A 21,513-nucleotide genomic window follows, 5' to 3' on the forward strand; every position below is an offset into this window, starting at 1 on the left:
CCCCTAGGCAAAACTGGCGGGTCAGCGTCTGCCAATTTAACTTTGCAAGATAAACAGACGCTTATAGAGCGAAAAAACTGAATCAACATAAACATACAAATCAGCAGTTAAAATTAACTCGCTAAAGATGAGAAGAGAATGTCAAAAAAAAGTATTTTAGCTATTTATCTATCCCTTATTTCATTGCCTAGCGTTGCGGATGACAATACGGACTTAACTCAAATTATTGATGCACATTGGCAAAACGCCAAAGCTGAGAAAATATTTTTTAGAACCGATCCTGATGGTTGGAAGCCCAACGGTACCCTACCCGATTGGAGCGAGCAAGCCATTGCGAAGCGCCAAGCTTACAACAACAGCGTACTAAAAAACTTAGCCAGCATTGATCCTAAAACGCTCAATAGCGAGCAGTTAATGAACTACCGCTTGTTTAAATATGAGCGAGAAACCGAGCAGCAAAGCTACCTTTACCAAGATAAATACTTTCCGGTTAATTTTTTAAGTGGCTGGCATACTTACTTTGCAGAAGCGCCGGCTAACATGGCCTTTTTAACCGCCGAGGATTACGATGCCTTTTTAGTGAGCCTTGGTGATTACCCGCGCTTTAATCAGCAAAACATTAATTTAATGAAGCAAGGCATTCAAACTGGTTTTACCCACTACTGCGAAACGTTTAAAAATTATGGCCAAAGTATTAGCGCCCATATAGTTAAACAACCTGAGAATAGCGCCTTATATGAGCCATTTACTCGCATCCCTAATACATTTAGCGCAGCGCAAAAAGAAACTTACCAAAATAAAGCTAAAGCGTTAATTGCCTCAAAAGTCGTGCCTGCTTATGAGCAATTTTATGACTTTTTTGAAAACGAATATATGCCACATTGTAGAGCGCAGCCCGGTATTGCAAGCATCAAAGGGGGCCTTGATTATTACAAATATACAGTAAATTATTACACCACAACAAATGCGACCCCCAAGCAAATCCATGAGCTTGGCCTTAAAGAAGTGGCACGCATCAAAGCGCAAATGCAAAGTATTATTGATAAAGTTGGCTTTGATGGCAGCTATAGCGAGTTTTTAGAATTTTTGGCAACCGATGAGCAATTTTACGCAACCGATCCCCAAGACTTGCTCGAAAAAACCGCCTTTATAACCCAAAAAATGTATGGCAAACTCCCTACTTACTTTGGCCACTTACCGCGCAATACTTTTACTATTAAAGGCTCAGCGAGTCGTGGCGCATTTTATATGCCACCGCCAGATAATCGTTCACCGGGGACTTACTTTTTAGCCTCAACTCCAAAACTGCAGCCTTTATATAATTTAGAAGCACTTAGCCTACACGAAGCCATACCTGGGCATCATTTACAAAACGCCATTGCGATGGAGTTAGACGTTCCTGAATTTAGACGCACACTGAGCCACTCTGCTTTTGGCGAAGGCTGGGCACTTTATACAGAGCGTTTAGGTAAAGAAGCGGGCTTTTACCAAAGCCCATACAGTGACTTTGGCCGTTTAGGCTACGAAATGTGGCGCGCAGTGCGCTTAGTGGTTGATACCGGTATTCATGCCTTTGGCTGGAGCCGCCAAAAGGCGATTGATTATTTGGCTGATCATACCGCTTTGCCACAAAGCGCAGTGGAAGATCAAATAGACCGCTATATTTCTTGGCCAGGCCAAGCGCTTTCATACAAAATGGGCGAAATTAAAATACGCGAACTACGTGCCAAAGCAGAAAAACAGCTAGGCGCACAATTTGATATACGCAGCTTCCACGATACCGTTATTGGACAAGGTTCACTCCCTATGGCGGTACTAGAAGATGTAATTAATGACTGGATAGCACAGCAAAAATCAGCTATTTAAAATAAAGCTAGAACAAATTGAGAGGCGGTATTGTTGCCGCCTCTTTTTAAAGCCCTATTAAACACCTCAAAACTAATCCCTACCCACTTTTGCTTCGTAAAGTTAATGATTTTAAAAACCAGAGCTTAAGTATGAAAAAACGTATTCTGTATTGGCTGCAAAATGATTTGCGCATTGATGACAACCCCATACTCAATGATTTATCACAACAACAATGTGAACTTGATATCGTATTTGTGATCAATCCTGCTTGGTTTAAAAGCAATAACTATCAACAAAAACCCTATGGTGTACATAAACAACGCTTTCTAATACAAAGCCTATACGAGCTACAGGAGTCTGTTTTAGGGCTTGGCCAAACCTTGCATATTTTAGAAGGCGATCCGGTAAGGGTATTAACACAGCGTATTAATGAGCTTGGCATTGATGAAGTAGTTTATAGCGAGCAAATAGGCGTTTATGAGCAACGCCAAATTACCGCGCTTAAATCGAAATGCGCTACTGTGGTATTTAAATCTGTGATGCAAGATACCTTATATCAACAGCAACAACTGCCCTTTGAACTTGCTGATTTACCAACCGGCTTTACCCCTTTTAGAAAAAAGATTGAAGCCACTGGTATCAGTTTATCCGCAGTGCCGTTCTCAGCAAAAAGACTTCCACCGCCTATTATTTTATGTGCTAAACAGCCTATATCAGAGCCGCCAACAGGAAACCCTTTACTCCAAGGTGGACACAAAGCCGGCCTTGCGCATTGTCTACAGTACTTTTCATCAGCTTTACCAAGCAGCTATAAAATCACCCGTAATAAGCTGGATGGCTTTGATAACTCGACTAAATTTAGTAGCTGGCTGGCTTTTGGTTGTATTAGTGCCAAGCAAATTTTTTGTGCAGTAGATGCCTATGAAGCGCAGCATGGGGAAAATGAATCAACATACTGGATCAAGTTTGAATTGCTCTGGCGTGAGTATTTTAAGTGGCATGCAATTAATGTGAAGCATCAGTTATTTACTTTTAAAGGTAAAAAACAAAGCTCGCCACTTACCACTTTTAGCCCGAACCGTTTTGCAAAATGGTGCCAAGGCAGTACCCCATTTCCGCTAGTTAACGCTATTATGAAAGAGCTTAACGCAACGGGCTTTATCACTAACCGTTCACGACAAATTGCAGCCAGCTGTTTGGTCAACGAACTACAACTAGACTGGCGCTATGGCGCTGCTTACTTTGAACAACAACTTATTGATTACGATGTAGCCGCTAATTGGGGCAACTGGCAATATATTGCTGGGGTTGGGGTCGATCCGCGCGGTGGGCGACACTTTAATTTGGCAAAACAAACCCAGCAATACGACCCACACGGTGAATATATTGCCAAATGGCAAGGGAATGAGCACTGTGATGCACAGTTAGATGACTTAGACGCCGCCGACTGGCCTGTGTAATAAGAAAACCTCGAACATAATACTGGCTATAAGCCCAAGGTCAAATCTTGGGCGAGAGTGCCGCTGGGTTTTTCTACTACGCGGTTAACTTCAACCCCGTTATGCTTAATAATAAAAGTGGGGGTATATTGTAAGTCATGCGCTAGCGCAATACCTGCCTCATCACGTTTGTCATAACCTACAGTAACAAAGGTTATTTTCGAAAGTTCAACCTTAGACTCATCAAGTAACTTTATTAATCGAGGTACTTCGCGAGCACTGTCATGACACCAGCTACCTAAAAGCACTAACAACTCTTTACCTGCTAATTTTTGCATCAATGCAACGTCTTGCGGTGTAGGCGAGAATGTTTGGTATTGCTTAGCAAATTTATCGTGCTCGCTTAATAAACGCTTAGCAGTAACAGCGTCTGAGTCTGGTTTGAACGTTGCATTCGCTGCCAGTGGTAGAGTCAAAATAAAGAGTAAAATTAATTGTTTAAACATAATCTTATACTTAAATAGTGTTTTAGTTACTATACCCATAATCGAGCTTAAGTGAATACACTTACTTACTTTTATCCATAAAATCATTCACTTGCGATAAAACCGCTAAGTACTCACGTTTGGCTTCTTTGTTTTGTTCTAATTTATCTAAGTCACCGATTAATGTTACTAATTGCGTATGTGAATAACTCGATGTTGTTCTAAACTCGTTCGACGCCCCCACACCACTGAGTCGTTTTCTTTCATCCATACGATGACTATCTTCATTTTTCTCGAGCCAAATATCGTTAATAACACGAATATTGCTCTCACTGGTGGTGGTTTCTTTTAATTCCTTTTTTAGTTCGTATTGAGATATTTCAGGATTAAACTGATACACTTTTTTATCTACATCCACCTCATGGGCCTGATCAAGGGCAACCAATTCGTTATTTTTTACAGCGGTACCAATAGTGTAATTTTCTTGTTTATCATAATAATCAGGGGGGATGTCAGAGCGGTTACCTTCTTCATAATTAAAACGCGTGCTCGCCGCTTTATCTTGAGTAACCCCAGTTAATCCTGCTGACTTTTGGTATTCTGTATTTTGACTCAGCTTTGTGGTGCTTGTCGCGATGTAATCCCCCTGATCCATTGCAAAAGAGAATTTTGCATCAAAATCAGCTAACTTAGATATACCATCGCCTAAGGAATTTTTATTACTGCTTCCTAGTCCTTGATAACGTGGATCACGGGTGATCATATTGTCAACCAAATCAGCTACTAGCTCGCGTCCGTTAGTAAACTGCTGTGTAGCTACTGACTCTATTTGACTATAGCGCTCAGCGGCTGATGACATACTACTAAACGCACTTTTAAAAACAGCGAGCCCTTGTTTCATCACTTCATCACTTTTGTGACCAAACGCCGAACGCGTACTTTTCTCTGAGCTATTGAGCTGGCTATCTTCTAAACTTTTATCGAGCGCTTTTATGTATTGCTGCATTTGGCTTTTGTCTTGCGAGCCAATGGTTGACATATCAAGCGAAAAATCAATGTTGTTCTGACCATTTACCGATTCAAACTCGAGTATTTGCTGCTCAGAATCCTCATCAAGGGTATAGCTTAAATTAAGCTCATTGTCTTTTCCAAGTAGCGCTCCATCAGCATCGGCAGTATTTCCCTCTGAAGTTGAAAAATACAAATCAAAACCCGAAAGCTGTTTATTATCAAAATTGCTTAAAAAGCTTAAATCTAAATCAGTTTGGTTTGCGGGTACATAACGACTGTAAGCGCTTTGTTTAGCTTTAAAAAATTCATCTGCCATTTCGCCTACACCAGAAAGTACTTGCGTTAATGCTTGATGTTCAGCCTCTGATAGGTCGCCATCTACTTTATAACTTACACTAAATTCGTCAGTGGTTTCGCCTGTTTCCTCATCATAACCTTGCGCAGAATGAAAGGCGATATTGATAACATCACCTTCTTTGGTTTTTACCGAAAGCTTAAACCCATAGTTATCATCGTCTTCAAATCGCTCGCGATTAAAGCTTTCCATGAAAGGATTAAGTGAGCGTTCAACACGCTGTTGGCTAGATGCTAAAAATGTTTTTTGATTAAATCCCAGTTGCCCCAAGTTTGATAAAATATCGCTAGTGTTGGCATAAGCACCTTGGATATTTTTTACCGAGCTGTTTAAACGCTCAATTAACTGATCACTACGTTCGTTTTTTATTAAGCCCTCTTGCTGAGAGCTTATTACCGTTCGCAGCGCAACCTCTTCACTGGACAGTTTATAATTTGAGCCACTGGGTGCGCTGGAAATCGTGAGTAACGAGGATAATTGCTGATTAAGTATTTCATCGACTTGTTCGTCACTAAACTGACTGAGCATTTCATCGGTGATTATTGCCGTGCTTGGCGCTAAGTGAGCTCTCGATTGTAAGCCTGTGGACACATTGCTGTGGTTTGAATTATTGACTGATTGGGCAAGCAACGCATTTAAGTTAGCATAATTGCCTTGTAGTTTATTAACCATGATTATCCTTAATCTTCAGTACAATTAAGTACAGTATCGGCCATCGAATTAAAAGCTTTAATTCTTTTTTTATTATTCAAGCATAAAATATTTGCTAATAAAAAACGTAGCTTAAAAGTAATTAACAGGTTTTGGCAAGCAACGACTTTAGTATATCAGGTACAAATTTGCGCTGTGCGGTAATGGCATAAAAGTGCTCAAATGCATCGGGTAAACGCTGATATTCAACCAGTAAGCCTTGTTCTATTTCATCCTTTACTACAACTGATGGTAATACCGATAACGCACCACTGTCACGGGCAAGTAATCGCAGCATAGCCATATCATCAGCCTCTGCTTTTATTTTTGGCTGATACTGCCAACGAGCACACAAAGCATTAAATGAGTCTCTAATAGCTGAGGTTTTACTGGGTAGCACCCATTGTGCATCTGTATAACCGGTAGGAAATTGGCCACGTATTTTTTTATCAGCTGGACCCACTATGGCTAATGGCTGGCGAGATACCAACTGACTCTGCCAAAGCTGATCGTAATGCTCAAGCCCGATGGGTTTATTAGTTAAAACTAAATCCAGTTCGTGTTCTGCCAAGCCATTTAACAGCCCATCCATACGCCCTGCAGTAAGCGAAAAGCGTACTTCGTCGTTACTCATTAAAGGGTTAATAAATTCCTCGATAAAGTTACGAGAGAGCGTATTAAGCACCCCGATTGATAAATGCTGAGTTTGGGAAATCATCCCTTTATGAATAAAAGACGACAGTTCTTCGCCCTTAGTGAATATATCGTTAGCGTACATTTGCACCCGCTTTCCCATATCGGTTAATGCCAAGGTACGTCCTTTGCGTTCAAATAACTCAATATTAATGGTGTGCTCTAGCTGTTTAATTTGAGTGGAGAGCGCTGACTGCGATAAATGCAGCTCTTTAGCGGCTTGGGTTAAGTTACCAATTCGGGCAACAGACCAAAAATAATACAAGTGATGGTAGTTCAAACGGCTCATTATAGTTCTCTTTTATAGAACGTTTATATGCATTATATCTATTTTTATTTAGTTATCTAGTTTGTCATACTCCAATAACTAAATAAGGAGCACTGAATGAGCGAGTATATTATTTCGTTGTTATTACTAATGATGCCATTAAGCACATTTTTAGCGGCGTGGCTAATTGGCCGACAACCTTGTGCCTCAAATGGCAATGTACTGTTTAAAGTGATGCTATTTAATAGTGTTGCATTTATCAGTGCCGTTGCACTTTATCGTATTTATGCCTTTGATTTACTGAGTTTTTTATCTCTCTCAGTGACCCGCGCTATTATGCTAGGACTAATCCTGTTCATAACGCTAATATTGATTCGGTTTTGCAAACACTATATGCAAGGTGAGCCACGTGTAAACTATTTTTGGCGCTGGCTGCTATTAACCGTAACCGCAGTGCTGATTGTAGTTATGAGCAATCACTTAGCGCTATTTTGGCTAGGCTGGGTGGCAATTAGTTTAGCACTGCACAAGCTATTAATGTTTTATCCTGAGCGCCCTCGTGCGGTACTCGCCGCTCATAAAAAGTTTATTGTGGCACGCGTAGCCGAATCCTTATTACTCGTCGCATTTATTATTTTATCGGTTACTCACAATAGCCTATACATTAGCGATATCACTACTTTTTATCACACCACCACACTACCGCTATCTTTGGCTGAACAACTCGCGGCCTTTTTAATCGCTTTTGCAGCTTTAATCAAATGTGCTCAGTTGCCTATGCATGGCTGGCTAATCAAAGTGGTTGAGGTGCCTACACCCGTCAGTGCCTTATTGCATGCTGGGGTGATAAATTTAGGTGGCTTTTTATTAATTTTATTTGCGCCTTTGTTTATTCAAGCTGCGGCTGCACAGTGGTTAATTTTAATTATTGCTGGTTTAACTACGGTGATCAGCGCTTTGATAATGACTACCCGAATAAGCGTTAAAGTAAGGCTTGCTTGGTCTACCAGTGCGCAAATGGGATTAATGCTCATAGAATGTGCGCTGGGATTATTTGAACTGGCTCTGCTTCACCTTGTTACTCATTCAACCTATAAAGCCTTTGCATTTTTAAACTCAGGCAACGGTGTAAACGAAGATCTGATTCGCCGCCACATTCCAAAACAATCACCCACGTGCTTTGCTTGGTTAACGGGGGCATTGGTGTCGATTACCCTAGTTAGCGCTGCATGGACCATTAGTGGCTATCAAGGCGCGGTCAGTGTGTGGCTACTTTTAGCATCGGCTTTAACTATTTTACTGGCCAACCAACATGGCGCTTCTAGCGTGCAAACTCACAGTAAAAAACTGCTAGTCGCACTATTAGTTGTTATTAGTTATGTGGTTGCTAAAAATATATTTACTTTAGCACTAGAGCTTGAGCAGTGGCGCGAAGCTGCATTTAGCCTCGCCGATAGCTGGGTAATAGCCCTTATTTTAACGTTAATGATTGCCAGCTACTTTTTACGCTACCAGTCTTGGCGACCACAGGTTAAATCACTTTCCACCCTATTATTTGCAGGTTTGTATTTAGATGAGTGGTTTACGCGGTTAACCCTAAAAATATGGCCGATAAATTTACCTAATAATGGCCACACCGATTTAAAAAATCATGCAGCTGGAATCACCGTTGAGGAATCAAAATGAGCAATCAAACGCATTCAAATCACACGGCATTATCGTTAAGTGACACTGAAAACAACATACTTAATAAAGTATGCGGTTACATAGCACCAAACTGGCCTTTAGATCAGATGATTGCCGTTAACCCATTTTGGGAAATGCGCCACCTTCCTATTGAAGATGTAAGCGCACGCATTGATACCTTATGTAATGCCAATATGCTAATGCCTAAAGACTTTTATCAGCACAAGTACGACAACGGCATTATTACTGATAACCACTTAGCCGATGCAGCCAAGTTACTTAACAGTGACTTTACGCATGAGCAACTCATAAAAACCCTTCACATTGATGTTCCTTTAGTGGATTGGCACAACATTGCAGATTTACTCGACCAGCAGCGCAATAAACATAAAATGGCTTGGCATGATGAAATCACCCATCAATTGAGCCAGTTTTGTGCCGCGCATTATCAGCAGCTTGGCCCTATGCTTCATGGTGATGACACATCATCACAATCACCTTTATATCGCCATTGGTTAACCGTTATTCAAGCGGATAAAGGCATTAGTATTGTAATGGATGAAAAGCATTTAAATGGCTACTTTAAGCGACTGCCCACTTGCGCTGATGAACTGATTGCACTAACACTCTCAACCCTTAATATAGATAACGACTCGTTAGAGTTATATGCTCATTCGCTGCTTTTAGATATTAATGGTTGGGCATCGTGGTTGGCGTATTTACGATTCCAAGGCCAACTTTACGCTAAACCCAAAGATGATATGAAACAGCTACTGGCCATGCGAATGGCATGGGACTTGGTTATTTGGCAGTATCTGGCAGATCATGATAGTGCTTCATTTAAACAACTACAAAGTCAGTGGCAGCAAGAAAAGTCACTCGTAATTGAGCGCCTGCATGCACACAAATTGGCACAAAAGCCATTATGGGTGTGGGCAAAAGCACTGGAGCTGAGCTATCAATACCCGCTTAATCATGCGCTACAAAACGCCACTAAAACGCCAGTGAACAACGCTCAATTACAAGCAGTGTTTTGTATTGATGTACGCTCAGAGGTTATTCGCCGCGCGCTTGAATCGCAAAGTAAAAATATAGAAACCTTCGGCTTTGCCGGTTTTTTTGGCTTGCCACTAGAATATCAAGAAAATGGTAGTGCAATTACTCGTCCTCAACTACCAGGGCTACTCAAACCAGCCATACATGCCACACAAACACACAAAGACGCGGCGCTTGAAGCATCTCGTCAAAATAGTGCTACATGGCAAAGTTGGTCAAAATCAGCCCCCTCATCGTTTTCTATGGTTGAATCAGCAGGCTGGCTGTATGCATTTAAATTAATAAAAAATACCTTTTTATCTAAAGGTAAAGCTAAAAAGTGCGCAACCACCGACTGGCAATTAACACAAAATCAGCAACAACTGACCCTAAAAGACAAAACCGACTTAGCTCAAAAAGTGCTTAACACCTTAGGAATAAAAGAGTTTGCGCCGCATGTTATGTTGGTAGGTCACGCCAGTCATACAACTAATAACTTGCACAGCGCTGGCCTAGAATGTGGAGCCTGTGGCGGGCAAAGTGGCGAAGTTAATGTACGCGTGCTGGCTAACTTACTAAACGATACCCAAGTGCGCCAAGCGCTTAAAGAGCGAGGGCTAACACTGGCACAGAGCACGCAATTTATTGCCGCTATTCATAACACAACCACGGATGTCATCACCGCTTACGATACCGAGCTTAATGACAATCTAAAAAAATGGCTAACCGTTGCCACGCAAACCGCTCAGCAAGAACGCTTAGTAAATATCGACCCGCAGTTAGTTAATAAAACCGCGGATGAAATTAACCATGCTTATCATCAGCGTGCCCGTGATTGGTCGCAAGTACGCCCAGAATGGGGGCTTGCTAATAACGCCGCCTTTATTGTTGCACCACGAGCATGGACTCGCAGTGTTAACTTACAAGGACGTTGTTTTTTACATGATTATGAATGGGAAAAGGATAACGAATTTGCGGTATTAGAACTGATTATGACCGCACCCATGATAGTAACCCATTGGATCAATAGTCAATATAATGCCTCGGTTACCGACAACCATAAATACGGCAGTGGTAATAAAATACTCCACAATGCAGTCGGCGGTAATATTGGATTATTTGAAGGTAATGGCGGTGACCTTCGTATTGGCTTAGCCATGCAGTCACTGCACAATGGGGAAAAATGGATGCACGAACCAATTCGCCTTAATGTATATATTGCTGCGCCGCAATCGGCAATCGCGGCAATTTATAACAAACATGTCATGGTGAAGGAGCTGATTGATAACCATTGGCTCACTCTCATTCGCTGGGGCGATGATAATACCCTAGAGCAGTTCGAAAATGGACATTTCTCAACTATTTCAGCCTCTAATGAGCCAATATAAGCTATGCCAAAGATAGTCATTGCTACTAAACATAAAAAGACGCCTTTAGTAGCTCCCGCTTTGGAGCCACTTGGTTTTGAGGTATTCACTACTGATTTATTTGATACCGATACACTTGGGATGTTTAGTCACGAAGTACAACGTCATGGCAGTGCCAACACAGCGGCACTGACAAAAGCTCAGCGCGCATGTGAACTCACAGGCGAGCAATTTGGGCTTGGCAGTGAAGGCAGTTTTGGGGGTGGGCCATACCCGGGTTTAATGAACTGGGACGAAGAAGTTATTTGTTTTTATGATAAACACAATAACAATGCTATTTATGGATACGCTGGTGGGCCATTTTCGCCCAGCAGCTTAAGCATTAGCAGTGAAACCAGTGCTGAATCAATCACTACTGCATGTCAGCGCTATGAAAATCAGCATTGGATACTTGACGACACCCAAACGCTTCATAAAGGGCTTAGCATAGAAGCGCTTATTGCTTTGTATACAGAAAAAACGCCAAGCACAGGTACAATCACGCCTGATCTGAGGGCCATGTATAGCCCGCAACGCCAAGTAATTATTAGCCGAGCTGCAGAAGATCTTGCAAGGCGATTATCATCAACATGCCCACAGTGCCAAAACCCTAACTTTGTTGCTAAACAAGTTACAAAAGGCTTGCCCTGTGAGCTATGTAATATGCCAACAGAACAAATGAAATCAACTACTTCAGTGTGTGATAGTTGCGGCTTTAGCCACATTGAAACGAATAAAAAACGCGTTGCTGATGCAACATATTGCCAGTTTTGTAATCCTTAAGAGTTATTATGACATCATTACAACCCACTCAATTATTGAATACTGAAGAGCGTATTAACCAAGCCGTGGCACTATTAAAAGCGGGCGAATGCGTTGCCTTACCCACAGAAACTGTGTACGGCCTTGCTGCCGATGCGAGCAATAGTGATGCTGTAGCAAAAATATTTGCCGCGAAAGGACGCCCGACAAACCACCCGTTAATTGTGCATATTCCTGAACTATCACATGTGCACCACTGGACAAAAAATGTAAATAAGGCAGCGATTACACTTGCTGAAGCCTTTTGGCCAGGCCCGCTCACACTTATTTTAAATGCAAAAGATAATTTAAATAGCCCTGTAACAGGTGGCTTGAATAGCATTGGTTTACGCGTACCAGCACATCCGCAATTTTTAGCCGTTTTAAAACAATTAAATACTGGGCTTGCAGCTCCCTCAGCTAATCGCTACAAACAACTAAGCCCAATAAATACAGCCCATGTTATGCGCGATTTAAATGGCCGAATTAGCGCGGTATTAGAGGGCGGTCAATGTGATGTGGGTATTGAATCAACGATTGTTGATGCCACCACTGAGCAGCTTCGCATTTTACGCCCAGGACCTATATCCGCTGCAGATATTTTGCAAAAAACCGGACTGAATGTCACTACACCGCTTTCACACAATGAGGCAGTGCCTGGCAATGTAAAAGCGCATTACCAGCCACATGCTCCTGCAACACTTATTAATAGCGCAGATTTTCCAAGTGTTTTGAGTAAAACACCGCATTTGCAAACACATTATTTAATCTATTCAACCAAGGCAGAGCAACAGTTATTAGCTAATCACATTTCGCCTCAGTACATTACTAAGCTAAGTGCTTGCCCTGTTGAGTATGCTAAAAACATGTATAAAACGCTGCATTATATCGATGAGACAACACCGATGAATATTTATATCGAAAAGCCGCCAGTAAGCAGTGAGTGGGGAGCTGTGAATGACCGCCTTAGCCGTGCCACCACAGTATTTGCAGGATAAGTTAATTAACCGTTAGGTATTCAATAACCGTTGCTGCTGCCACTGGTTTATAAAAGTAATACCCCTGAAAACGTTTACAGCCAATATCAACTAACATATCAAACTGTGCCTGTTCTTCCACGCCTTCAGCTATAACACTTAAGTTATGGCTGTTGGCAATTGCAATAATACTTTGCACCATACTATTTGATTTAGAGTCCACCAAAATATCATCAACAAAGCTCTTATCTATTTTCAGTTCATCTATCGGTAAGCGTCTCAAAAGACTCAGTGATGAATAGCCTGTGCCAAAATCATCCATTGAAAAGCGTATTCCACGTGACTTTAAGCTCTTAATCGTATCAATCACATGTTCAAGATTATCCATAAAGAGGGATTCTGTTATTTCTAAAATGATACTTTGCGCAGTAACATTGTGCGTCTCTAAACTGTGTAATAATGTAGGAATAAATACACTACTTTGAAATTGCATTACTGAAATGTTTATTGCCAATTCAAGAGGGGTATCGCTGTGTTGCTGCATTTTTGCAAACTCACCAATAGATCGCGCTAAAACAAAGTCACCAATTTTAAAAATTAAATCACTTTGCTCTGCAATAGCAATAAACTCAGCGGGTGATACCATACCAAGCTCACCATCTTGCCAACGAATGAGCGCCTCCATAGCATGGATTTTACCCTGTTCATTTACTTGGCACTGATACGCCATAGACAATGACTGCTCGTTTAACGCCATATTAAGCCGCTCTTCTACTTTTAAACGACGTAAGTAAGCTTGTTTAATATCAGCATGATAATGACACAGCCATTGGCCGGTATCTTTTGCCCACTGGTTAGCTAAATGCGCACTTCGTACGAGCTTACTCTTTGTTATACCATGCTCTGGATAACAGGCTATGCCCACACTTATATTAAGTAATCGTTCACTATTGTTGGTTTCATATTGCTGGATTGCTGACTCTAAAATATGCTCGAATGCACGTCTGTTTTGCTCATCAAAAGTGTGAGGTGCAATAATACAAAATTCATTCCCACTATTTCTAAATACTAAATAGGGTGATAAAAATGTTGTTTTTAAAAAGCCAGCAAAGGTTTTTATCGCTTTATCGCCAAACTCCATGCCAAAGCGATTATTCATAGAACGCAAGTTGGTAATGTTAATGATTGCTAAGCTAAACGATGTTTCTTTTTTCTCTTCAAAGCTATCTCGTAACGCTTTTCGATTTGGGAGTTTGGTCAAATCATCATGTCTTGAAAGATGGAATAGCTCATCAATACGCTTTTTTTCAGCACGTGCAATAAGCCTAAAACCAAAAAATAGCACCATACAAATAAACACATAAACTAGGACATACAAGCCAACTTTCCAATAATACAGATTTTTTATTGGTTGCATCGCCATTTGTGACAGAGTCCACAACTGATAACGGTTATCAAATTTTGCTGAGGTGATATACGGTTTGCCTTTTACCGTCGTTTCTATGCTAAACACTTCCTCGGAAGATTTAAGTGTTTGCTTTGTTTTACCTGTTTGCTCTATCAAAGCATTACCCGATAACCCCAATGCCTCTTTAGTCTGGGTTTTTATATAACTTGCTATATCTGCATCTCTAATCGAGCTGTATTGAATAAAGCCATCTATTTCTCTTGCTAGCATGATGTAATCATCACGATTACTTTGCAAAATATTTAAGTACTTAGTCCCTCTCGACACCGCCATACCTGCCGTCATAACCGCGATTACTGTGCCGCTCTTATCGCGTAATGCTTTTCTTATTGGGATAACCCACTCTTGTAAAGATTCATTAAAGTAAGTCTGTCCTAATACCATTTTGTCTGATACGAGGGTTTGCGCAAAGCTTTGGCGTGTATTTTTATTTTCTTTCAGGTTGATCATGGTTGAAGCGTTTAAGTTTGAGCTGTAATAAATAATCTCGCCTTGCGGATTAAACAGTCCAAAGCCTAATAACACGGGATTTGCTAGCAAAATATTATCAAGAAGTTTAATTGTCGACGTTTTTTCATGTAAATTATTATTAGAGAGAATATCTCTACCAATTAAATCTAGCATCAGCTCTTTATTTCTAAGGGTGCTTTTAAGTGCTTGCGCAGAAAATTCCACACGATTTTGGGAGCTCGTGCGGTAATCTTTTTTGATGTTTTTCCACTCGTAAACCAAAAGCACGCTTAATAAAATTAAGCCACCCAACAGCAAAAAACAGAAGAGTTTCCATAAATTATTTTTTATTAGTGCCATCTAATTCTCACAACCCCGCCACAACCTGTTTGGTAGTGTGTTATGTATTTGGGCTCTTAAATGCACTTTATGGCTAGCTTGGTTTTTTTTCAAGCAATTTTATTGCAAAATTAATAAAATACACACAAATAAACACCTTTAATTAACAATAAAAGTAACATTAATTAACAACCGGCAAGCTCGATAAAAGCATTATTGTTATTGCTAAGCTAAGGCCTCGTTGTATCCTTGCATTTAATAAACGATATTATTAAGCGACCATTGTAGTTTATTTATTAAATATAATATTGATTTAAAACAATAGCTTTAGTTGTAAAATGTAATTTAAACCAGCCCATGTATGAAGTCGCTTTGTTTAGTCATAATTTTGCAATAATGATCGGTAATAATAGCTGTATTATTAATCAAAAATAGCATTTGAAGCCCCTCATGAGCGAATCTATAGTGCAACTTACTTTTGCACTTCCGTCATTTGAAGATCCTATGTCTGCGGCAATGAGCCACAGCATGGAATTTGAAACGCTATCGCAGGATGCTAACAGTCAGCATCAAATCACACTGCAATGCGTTTTACCTGAGGCTGCTCATGAAAGTGATATTATTTCACTAAGCGCAACTGAGCCAAATGCACGAGCGGCTCAATACTACACAGAAAAAACACTCAATTTATCTGATTTAGAACAAGGGCGAGTCAACCTGACTTTGAGTCAAATAGCACATAGTCATGATTTTGTGATGCAAATGATTTTGCATGGTAAGCACGGCACGTTAAAAAATAGTTTGCAGTTTGATATGCATATTAACCAATTTGGTAGTGGTTATACTGCACCTGCAACTTATATAGCGCCGCCTAAGCCGCATCGGGTACGTCAGTATTTCGCTAATATGGGAACAGCTTTGCTTTCGCTTTTTTAGTTATTGGCGCACACTTTTCCACTGGTTTTTTATTACTCAATCAGCAAAGCTCACTTTACCCATAGTGATATCTAAAATCCCTTGGTTGTTATTATTTAAGCTTTGACGTTGCCCTGCCAAACATTCATTTGCCAAAATAGCAAACAGCACGGCCTCTTTGGCATCAGGATTTACGCCTAAACTCTCGGTGTTTTTAAACGCCTTAATGTTTGGGCAATGCATCAGTAATTGCTCCATTAATAATGGATTATGAATACCTCCACCACTGGCATACACTACACAGTCTTGGGTATGTTGAGCACAGTCATTTAATGCCTTAGCAATCGTAGTGGCAGAAAGGGCATTTAAAGTCGCTAAAACATCTTCGTGGTTTAGTCTTTGTGTCGTTGAATGCATTTGTGCCGCCCGTAAATAAGCTAAATTAAACACCTCAGGTCCGGTTGTTTTAGGCAGAGGTAATTTAAAAAACGCGTTATCTGTAAGCGCAGCAAGAAGCTTTGTATTCACTTTACCAGCTTTGGCAAGTTTAGCTCCCTCATCATAATGGAGCCCTTTAAAATAATGCTGTACATAAGCATCCATAATAGTATTGCCAGGGCCAATGTCAGAGCTAAAGACCGCTCCAGTATCGCCGTTTTTAGGTAAAAATGTTAAATTAGCAATGCCCCCCATGTTGAGTAAAATACGATTTTCATTTGGGCTGGCAAAAAACAAATAATCTCCATACACAGCTAATGGTGCGCCTTCACCACCAGCAGCAATATGCTTTTGCCTAAAGTCACCTATCGTGGTAATGCCTGTAGTAACCGCTATTTGATCGCTGTCGCCAATTTGTAGCGTGCCATTTTTAAAATCGTGGTGGTTATGTTGGGATTGCGGGCAGTGATAAATAGTTTGCCCGTGACTGGCTATTACATCAATATCGGCTGGATTTACTTGCCACAGTGCTAAACACTGATTAACCATAGCACCATGGAGTTTACCTACCCACGGATGTAACAAAGTCAGCACTTCTAAATCGCATTCGCGCTTAGCAAACACCTGTTTTATTTTAGTTTTATACTCGTCGTTGTACTCAACCGTGGTGAATTTTAATACCTCTATTTGGGTATGCAAACCCGCTCCGGTTATTTTACATAGCGCCACATCTAAACCATCTAAAGAGGTGCCACTCATTAGGCCAATAATTAAACGACTGGGCTTTTTAGCGCTATTATAAAGGACGGCAATGTGTGGGTGCATAGTGACTCTGTGTAGGTACTTTTTATTATATTTTAAAAGAGTTTAAAGCAAAGTTATAGCTGTATACACTTTAATTTTAAAAAGATAGTTTCATTGTTTAAACGCCTAAAGCTTGCTAGGTTATTGGTTGATAATAATAAACTTATTTACCATATGATGATTTTACGTGAGTTCAAGCAACACGATACCTTTCAAATAGTAACCATTTTGAACGATAAGCAAGTAGCACGCTATTTATCCTCTAAAATTCCATTTCCGTATACGCAGGCAGATGCGAATTGGTGGGTAAACGAGGGAGCAAAATGTGGCATCATTAAAGCCATCGAAGTTGATGGCCTGTGCGTTGGGTGTATTGGTATTACTCCTGGTGAATTTGAGTATAGCCGCAGTGGCGAAATAGGCTATTGGCTTAGTCAGCAATATTGGGGGCAAGGTATTATCACCCAAGCCATTGGGTTGATTATTAGGGTCTGTTGACCTTTCAAGGTTAAATTTGCAACAGTCTGTTTGGTATTTAGGCAAGGCAGAGCCTATGAGGTGTGGTTATTCCACATAAATAGGCGATAACACAGCATTAATGCTAAACAGGCGCTGCCCTTCGGGTTCTGCCTAGGGGCTATTTACTCTTTGTTGCTCGGTTTTGACTTAGCCCACTAGGTTACAAACCTCGCGCCGCGATTAAACCGCCCCTAGTTTGAACAAATTGTAATCCGCAAAGGTCAATAGACCCTAAAGAAGTGTTTAAAAGTACTAATTTAAACCGTATTTATGCGGCTGTATTTGCTGGTAATGCGGGCTCAATAAAGGCGCTGCTTAAAAGTGGCTTTAATACCGAGGCTATTTTAAAACAAGCAATTTATAAAAATGGTCACTATTTTGATAGCCATATATTTAGCATGCTAAAAACAGAGTAATTATTCTAATTAAATGTTTGCAAAGGTTGAATTAACCCCCTCTCGCCCAAAGCTCGTGTATCAAGGTACAAATTTTATCTGCCTATCCGCGCATTATTGTTGAGCCGTGTATTGTTTTAAAGCTTAAACATTCGGTAATAGGTGGTTTTTTCACTTTATTTTGGAGATTTTTATGTCTACAACTAGCCGTCAATTTACTTTAGCCTCGCGCCCACATGGCGCCCCTACCAATGACAACTTTGAATTTAAAAGCAAAGAGCTTCCATCGTTAAAAGAGGGCGAAGTACTGTTGCGTACAATTTACTTATCATTAGACCCCTACATGCGTGGCCGTATGAGCGATGCTAAATCGTATGCCGACCCTGTCGAAATTGGTGATGTAATGGTTGGTGCAACGGTGTGCCAAGTAGAAACATCTAAAAACGATAAATTTAGCGAAGGCGAATGGGTATTAGCGTACACAGGTTGGCAAACTTACGCCATCTCAAATGGCGAAGGCTTAATGTCATTAGGTAAAGAACCAACAAACCCTTCATACGCATTGGGTATTATGGGTATGCCTGGCTTTACCGCCTACATGGGTTTACTCGATATTGGCGCCCCTAAAGCAGGTGAAACCGTGGTCGTTGCAGCAGCAACGGGACCTGTTGGTGCAACGGTTGGCCAAATTGCTAAAATTAAAGGCTGTAAAGTGGTTGGAGTTGCCGGTGGCAGCGAAAAATGTGCTCATGCCGTTGAAAAGCTAGGCTTTGATGCCTGTATTGATCACAAAGCCGATGACTTTGCCGAGCAATTAGAAAAAGCATGTGACCAAGGCATTGATGTTTATTATGAAAATGTGGGCGGAAAAGTGTTTGACGCCGTATTACCTTTGCTTAATACCTCAGCGCGCGTTCCTATCTGTGGTTTGGTATCGCAATATAATGCGACCAGTTTGCCTGAGGGCCCAGACCGAATGGGCATGTTAATGGGACAATTACTAACTAAGCGCATCAAAATGCAAGGCTTTATTATTTTTGATGATTATGGCCACCGCTATGACGAATTTGCACAAGACATGCAAAAATGGCTACGAGACGGAAAAATTCAATACCGCGAACATCTGGTAGAAGGCATTGAAAACACCATCAGTGCATTTAACGACATGATCAGTGGGAAGAACTTTGGTAAAACCGTAGTAAAGATTAACAGCCCACTATAATAACATTCAGGCTGTGTTGTAATTCAACACAGCTCAATAAGGAAGAAAATGATTAAACTACACCATTTAAATAAATCTCGCTCTAAACGTATTATTTGGTTACTAGAAGAGCTTGAGGTCGATTACGAAATTGTTGCTTACCAACGTAACACTGAGACTTTTTTAGCCCCTGATGAGCTTAAAAATGTGCATCCGCTGGGTAAATCGCCAGTTATAGAAGATGATGGCTTAGTGATTGCCGAGTCTGGCGCTATCACAGATTACCTGATCACTAAATATGGCAAAGGTAAATTTGCCCCAAAAGCAGGCACCCCTGATTACGTTGACTACCAGCAATGGCTACATTTTGCAGAAAGCTCAGCAATTTTACCGCTTTTACTCAAAATGTTTGTGCAAAAAGATGGTGCTAAAACCCAGTTTTTAGAGGGCTATGCTGATGCAGAAACCGCTAAAGTGATTGGCTATTTTAACAGCCGTCTTGAAGGCAAGCGTTATTTAGTGGGCGAGACCCTAACCGGTGCCGATTTTATGATGTCGTTTATTGTTGAAATCGTTAAAAATGCAGGCCAGTTAGAGCACTTTAAAAACCTGGTTAAATACGATGAGCAATTACAATCTCATGAAAAATTTCATACCGCTAACGAGTTAGAAGCCAAGTACGACTAACTTACCTTTCGCTTTGATTGTGGTTTCACAGTCAAAGCGATACCCGCTTTTCTACTCAGGTCTATCAAGATAAATTTGTTTAAAATCATTAAAATGTGCTTCAAAAAGTGCAACTAAGTTTGGATCAAAATGATTACCTGCACCTTTAATTATTTCCGCTTTTGCGTCATCCATACTCCAAGGCTCTTTATAACAACGGCGACAACATAACGCATCAAACACATCAGCAATCGCAGTAATTCGTCCTTCTAAACTGATTTCTTGCTGTTTTTTTGCGTGCGGATAACCGGCTCCATCCCAACGCTCGTGATGATCAATCGCAATGTTTGCAGCCATATCAATAACAGGATTAGCTGTCCCTTTGAGAATTTCCCAGCCCTTAGTGGTATGCTGTTTCATAATTTCCCACTCGTCAGCATCTAATTTTGCCGGCTTGTTTAAAATGAGATCTGGTACACCTACCTTTCCTACATCATGTAATTGCGCAGCTAGGCTAATTTTATCGCAGTACGCTTGATTTTGATTATGCAGCTGCGCGAGTAATTTTGCATATAAGCCAACCCTAATTACGTGAGATCCCGTTTCCTTGGAGCGCGACTCCATGGCACCTCCCATCAGTGAGATAGCCAGCTGCTGGGTTTCTTCAATTGAATTAGCTAATAATAAACTTTCAAATGTGAGAACAACATTGCCCAAAAACAAGTCAACAAGCTGTTGCGCTTCTTTTTTAACCGGTTGCAATGATTGAAATGCGAGTATTGAATCTAGACCTTTTTGTGAATGATGAAAATAAACATAATGATCTTCTGCAATAAAATTTTGCTTGGTTTGTTTCGCCCTTAAAAAGTACTCTTGATGCTTTTTCGGAATACTATCAATACCACTTCCCGTGAACAGATGTATACCTGAGACTTCCCCTTCAATCATTTGCAACTTTTCATCTAACTGACAAATACCAAATACTTTAGGCGCATCAATATATAAATTGGCCGAGCTCATATTCAGTACAAGTTTTAACTCTTCCATGACAACAGAGGTAAACTCTACCAAGTCACCAATTTGAGTAATGGTAGAGATAGCTTTTATTAGTCTTTTTAAATTATAGCGGTGAGTTTGTAGCATACAAATATCGCGGTAGGCTCGTAAAGAGGTATAAAAAATCAATTCAAGATCTTGGCTTTGCAGTTGGCTCTTCGCTTTATAGCCATCAATATCATAATCGCGAATAACACTGCGCTCAGGCGCAACCCCAGGCTGACCTGTTCGCAAAATAATTCGACTATAACCATTTTGTAAGTCTTGGCGAATAAATCGCGCAAGATCTAATCCTGCATGTTCTGTTTCCATTACGACATCTAGTAAAATTAATGCGTAACGTTCTGAGCTTTGTAGTTTCTCTTTCGCCTCAGATGCACTGTAAACACTGTGTAGTTCAACAGGGCGTTGCTCAAATTCAAAGCGCTTCATTGCAAGTTGAGTTACCTGATGCACAGAGTCATCGTCATCAACAATTAAGATTTTCCATGGCTTAGCATTGCTGTTGGCAACCGCTTTATCTGACACTACATCATCTTGTAACCACTCCATAAACACACCCTGCTAT

The 21,513-nt window shown here is 40.7% G+C and carries 16 protein-coding genes and 1 pseudogene; 11 read left to right on the forward strand and 6 right to left on the reverse strand.

Annotated elements, in window-relative coordinates:
- Positions 1-138: 138 nt before the first annotated feature.
- Complete coding sequence (locus tag ND6B_RS13125; RefSeq protein WP_033103003.1) at positions 139-1,866, forward strand: DUF885 domain-containing protein; 1,728 nt, start codon at positions 139-141, stop codon at positions 1,864-1,866.
- 131 nt (positions 1,867-1,997) lie between these two features.
- On the forward strand, positions 1,998-3,308 hold the full coding sequence (locus tag ND6B_RS13120) for a DASH family cryptochrome (RefSeq protein WP_033103004.1): 1,311 nt from the start codon (positions 1,998-2,000) through the stop codon (positions 3,306-3,308).
- A 26-nt stretch (positions 3,309-3,334) separates the two neighbouring features.
- Here the strand turns inward: ND6B_RS13120 and ND6B_RS13115 are convergent, their stop codons facing one another.
- From ND6B_RS13115 to ND6B_RS13105, 3 genes are all read right to left on the reverse strand, one after another.
- Positions 3,335-3,793: a TlpA family protein disulfide reductase gene (locus tag ND6B_RS13115; RefSeq protein WP_033103041.1), complete on the reverse strand. Its 459-nt coding sequence runs from the start codon at positions 3,791-3,793 to the stop codon at positions 3,335-3,337.
- A gap of 61 nt (positions 3,794-3,854) precedes the next feature.
- Complete coding sequence (locus ND6B_RS13110; protein WP_033103005.1) at positions 3,855-5,810, reverse strand: hypothetical protein; 1,956 nt, start codon at positions 5,808-5,810, stop codon at positions 3,855-3,857.
- A gap of 121 nt (positions 5,811-5,931) precedes the next feature.
- On the reverse strand, positions 5,932-6,810 hold the full coding sequence (locus tag ND6B_RS13105; protein WP_033103006.1) for a LysR family transcriptional regulator: 879 nt from the start codon (positions 6,808-6,810) through the stop codon (positions 5,932-5,934).
- Between the two features lie 96 nt (positions 6,811-6,906).
- On the opposite strand from ND6B_RS13105, the gene ND6B_RS13100 reads away from it, so the two are divergent.
- From ND6B_RS13100 to ND6B_RS13085, 4 genes are read left to right on the forward strand one after another with little or no spacing between them, the layout of a single operon-like run.
- The gene (locus tag ND6B_RS13100) at positions 6,907-8,475 is read left to right on the forward strand and encodes an NADH-quinone oxidoreductase subunit L (RefSeq protein WP_033103007.1); all 1,569 of its coding nucleotides are present in this window, start codon (positions 6,907-6,909) and stop codon (positions 8,473-8,475) included.
- Positions 8,472-10,898: a DUF2309 domain-containing protein gene (locus tag ND6B_RS13095; protein WP_033103008.1), complete on the forward strand. Its 2,427-nt coding sequence runs from the start codon at positions 8,472-8,474 to the stop codon at positions 10,896-10,898. Before ND6B_RS13100 ends, ND6B_RS13095 begins: the two co-directional genes overlap by 4 nt.
- 3 nt (positions 10,899-10,901) lie before the next feature.
- A complete protein-coding gene (locus ND6B_RS13090) occupies positions 10,902-11,699 on the forward strand; it encodes a DUF6671 family protein (RefSeq protein ID WP_033103009.1) in 798 nt (265 codons plus the stop codon).
- Between the two features lie 8 nt (positions 11,700-11,707).
- The gene (locus tag ND6B_RS13085; RefSeq protein ID WP_033103010.1) at positions 11,708-12,715 is read left to right on the forward strand and encodes an L-threonylcarbamoyladenylate synthase; all 1,008 of its coding nucleotides are present in this window, start codon (positions 11,708-11,710) and stop codon (positions 12,713-12,715) included.
- Position 12,716: 1 nt separating this feature from the next.
- Here the strand turns inward: ND6B_RS13085 and ND6B_RS13080 are convergent, their stop codons facing one another.
- Positions 12,717-14,972, reverse strand: a complete 2,256-nt coding sequence (locus ND6B_RS13080) for a bifunctional diguanylate cyclase/phosphodiesterase (RefSeq protein WP_033103011.1) — start codon at positions 14,970-14,972, stop codon at positions 12,717-12,719.
- Positions 14,973-15,401: 429 nt separating this feature from the next.
- On the opposite strand from ND6B_RS13080, the gene ND6B_RS13075 reads away from it, so the two are divergent.
- Complete coding sequence (locus ND6B_RS13075; RefSeq protein WP_033103012.1) at positions 15,402-15,887, forward strand: hypothetical protein; 486 nt, start codon at positions 15,402-15,404, stop codon at positions 15,885-15,887.
- A 36-nt stretch (positions 15,888-15,923) separates the two neighbouring features.
- Here the strand turns inward: ND6B_RS13075 and ND6B_RS13070 are convergent, their stop codons facing one another.
- Positions 15,924-17,129: an anhydro-N-acetylmuramic acid kinase gene (locus ND6B_RS13070; protein WP_033103013.1), complete on the reverse strand. Its 1,206-nt coding sequence runs from the start codon at positions 17,127-17,129 to the stop codon at positions 15,924-15,926.
- A gap of 153 nt (positions 17,130-17,282) precedes the next feature.
- Here ND6B_RS13070 and ND6B_RS13065 point away from each other — a divergent pair.
- The 4 genes and pseudogenes from ND6B_RS13065 to ND6B_RS13055 form a co-directional block, all read left to right on the forward strand.
- A pseudogene (locus ND6B_RS13065) lies at positions 17,283-17,591 on the forward strand (GNAT family N-acetyltransferase); the annotation flags it as partial.
- 275 nt (positions 17,592-17,866) lie between these two features.
- Positions 17,867-18,043 carry a GNAT family N-acetyltransferase gene (locus ND6B_RS0119085; protein ID WP_013462910.1) on the forward strand — a complete coding sequence of 59 codons (177 nt, stop codon included), beginning with the start codon at positions 17,867-17,869 and terminating at the stop codon, positions 18,041-18,043.
- A gap of 172 nt (positions 18,044-18,215) precedes the next feature.
- Entirely contained in the window at positions 18,216-19,244 is a 1,029-nt protein-coding gene (locus tag ND6B_RS13060) for an NADP-dependent oxidoreductase (protein ID WP_033103014.1), read from the forward strand.
- 48 nt (positions 19,245-19,292) lie between these two features.
- A complete protein-coding gene (locus tag ND6B_RS13055) occupies positions 19,293-19,910 on the forward strand; it encodes a glutathione S-transferase family protein (RefSeq protein ID WP_033103015.1) in 618 nt (205 codons plus the stop codon).
- Between the two features lie 51 nt (positions 19,911-19,961).
- Here ND6B_RS13055 and ND6B_RS13050 read toward each other — a convergent pair whose 3' ends face one another.
- Complete coding sequence (locus ND6B_RS13050; protein ID WP_033103016.1) at positions 19,962-21,497, reverse strand: HD domain-containing phosphohydrolase; 1,536 nt, start codon at positions 21,495-21,497, stop codon at positions 19,962-19,964.
- Positions 21,498-21,513: the final 16 nt, after the last annotated feature.

This window comes from Pseudoalteromonas sp. ND6B, assembly GCF_000764215.1.
Lineage (GTDB): Bacteria > Pseudomonadota > Gammaproteobacteria > Enterobacterales > Alteromonadaceae > Pseudoalteromonas > Pseudoalteromonas tetraodonis.

Bases quoted from the DNA above. Each gene is read 5' to 3' on its own strand.
- ND6B_RS13080 (WP_033103011.1), bottom strand. From the start codon at position 14,972: ATGGCACTAATAAAAAATAATTTATGGAAACTCTTCTGTTTTTTGCTG.
- ND6B_RS13095 (WP_033103008.1), top strand. From the start codon at position 8,472: ATGAGCAATCAAACGCATTCAAATCACACGGCATTATCGTTAAGTGAC.
- ND6B_RS13115 (WP_033103041.1), bottom strand. From the start codon at position 3,793: ATGTTTAAACAATTAATTTTACTCTTTATTTTGACTCTACCACTGGCA.
- ND6B_RS13110 (WP_033103005.1), bottom strand. From the start codon at position 5,810: ATGGTTAATAAACTACAAGGCAATTATGCTAACTTAAATGCGTTGCTT.
- ND6B_RS13055 (WP_033103015.1), top strand. From the start codon at position 19,293: ATGATTAAACTACACCATTTAAATAAATCTCGCTCTAAACGTATTATT.
- ND6B_RS13100 (WP_033103007.1), top strand. From the start codon at position 6,907: ATGAGCGAGTATATTATTTCGTTGTTATTACTAATGATGCCATTAAGC.
- ND6B_RS13070 (WP_033103013.1), bottom strand. From the start codon at position 17,129: ATGCACCCACACATTGCCGTCCTTTATAATAGCGCTAAAAAGCCCAGT.
- ND6B_RS13085 (WP_033103010.1), top strand. From the start codon at position 11,708: ATGACATCATTACAACCCACTCAATTATTGAATACTGAAGAGCGTATT.
- ND6B_RS13120 (WP_033103004.1), top strand. From the start codon at position 1,998: ATGAAAAAACGTATTCTGTATTGGCTGCAAAATGATTTGCGCATTGAT.
- ND6B_RS13050 (WP_033103016.1), bottom strand. From the start codon at position 21,497: ATGGAGTGGTTACAAGATGATGTAGTGTCAGATAAAGCGGTTGCCAAC.
- ND6B_RS13060 (WP_033103014.1), top strand. From the start codon at position 18,216: ATGTCTACAACTAGCCGTCAATTTACTTTAGCCTCGCGCCCACATGGC.
- ND6B_RS13105 (WP_033103006.1), bottom strand. From the start codon at position 6,810: ATGAGCCGTTTGAACTACCATCACTTGTATTATTTTTGGTCTGTTGCC.
- ND6B_RS13090 (WP_033103009.1), top strand. From the start codon at position 10,902: ATGCCAAAGATAGTCATTGCTACTAAACATAAAAAGACGCCTTTAGTA.
- ND6B_RS13125 (WP_033103003.1), top strand. From the start codon at position 139: ATGTCAAAAAAAAGTATTTTAGCTATTTATCTATCCCTTATTTCATTG.
- ND6B_RS13075 (WP_033103012.1), top strand. From the start codon at position 15,402: ATGAGCGAATCTATAGTGCAACTTACTTTTGCACTTCCGTCATTTGAA.